This window comes from Gluconobacter cerinus, from assembly GCF_002723935.1.
GTDB classification, from domain to species: Bacteria; Pseudomonadota; Alphaproteobacteria; order Acetobacterales; family Acetobacteraceae; genus Gluconobacter; species Gluconobacter cerinus.
This window is the reverse complement of the sequence record NZ_BEWM01000044.1, coordinates 1-1,380: the sequence shown is the minus strand read 5'-3', so window position 1 is coordinate 1,380 and position 1,380 is coordinate 1. Positions and strand designations below refer to the sequence as shown.

At 53.9% G+C, this 1,380-nt stretch carries 1 protein-coding gene; it reads right to left on the bottom strand.

Annotation, left to right across the window (positions count from 1 at the left end; genetic code table 11):
* The coding region (locus GCE01_RS16610) for a Hint domain-containing protein (protein WP_099213716.1) at window positions 1-1,380 on the bottom strand (1,380 nt) is incomplete at both ends.

The following is a 1,380-nucleotide window of genomic DNA, read 5'->3' as shown; positions in this document are numbered from 1 at the left end:
ATAGGTCAGGGACGGAGCTTCGGAGTGAACCGGGCAGTTCTGCTCCTTGGCACGACCTTCAATCTGACGGTAAATCGGCTCGACGGCTTCACGCGACACGGTGAGAGGGGCTGCGGCATCATCCCAGGAGAGATCACGGCTGAGAGGGATGGAGACGACAGCGTTATTTTGACGGAAAGCGCGACGGTTTCCGGTATCGAGATAACTCTCCGTCAACATACCGTCAGCCATGATGACGGAGTGGTCGGCGGTTTCGATGTGATAGTAGTCGTAAGACGTGATCGAGGTGTCATAGAAGATCGAACGACCGTTTACGAGCATCCGAGCCGGCACGAATTTGCCGTCAAAGAAGAGGCAGTGCTCGGCGGTGATCAGCATGTCTTTAAAAGGAACGCCCTCAGAGATCGCATTTTTGAGAATGCGAACGGGATATCCTGCCTGATCTAAAGCAAGATGCGGACGGACCGTGCAGCGGGCCTGGCCGGCCCATGTCACCTGGCGAACTGTCTCGGTCCCATCGACATATGCTGTGACGTTATCACCGACCGCCAGCTTTTCGACGGCAATCGTTCCAGACGGGATTGAGATGAGGCTACCCGCAAGGAAGCAGACTTCAGCAAGGGACCCACCATTGCCATCACTAACGAGAGCGAAACCTGTCGTTTTGACGCCTTCGATATTAAGGGTGATGGTGTTTCCATTGCTGAGCGTTACGACCACCTGATCGTTGGACGGATAGCTGTATGTTGCACCCGTAGGAGAAACGCCGACCAGATCTATTGAATCTGAATCACCGGGTCCCGTTCCTGTATATCCGCTAATGACCGTACTGACCGTGCCACCATTTTCGAGACCCGAAATGGTCAGTCCGTGGTTCGTGTCTCCTACAAGGTCAATGGTTCCGCCAGCATCGTTCCAGATCGTTGCAGACCCGCCATTTGCTACAGTGACAACACCGGAAATTGCAGCTGAACTTGAGACAGTAAGCGATCCACCACTTGACACCGTCGTTGTGCCCACGACACTGCCTGCATCGGCATCAATGGCCCCGCCACTGGTAATAGTATTGTCCTGAGCAATACCATTGGAACTAATCTCCAGTACACCGCCGGAGTTAACGATTGTTCCGGAAGCCGTACCAGCGAGGCCAAGACCGCCGCCACTGGAAATAACGGTGTTATAAACAGTTCCTCCGGAGCTGACGACGACAGTACCGAACGTTTCAAGTGTCAGATTTGAAGTCGTAGCGCCTGCGCTCACGTGCACAATGGCACTATTGTCAATTGTCGTCGTTGTCAGGCTTCCGCCAGAGTCGACGTGGCCTGTCCCGCCGTTAATTGTGCTCCCTTCTACCAAACCACCAGAAGCAATTTCCAAAAC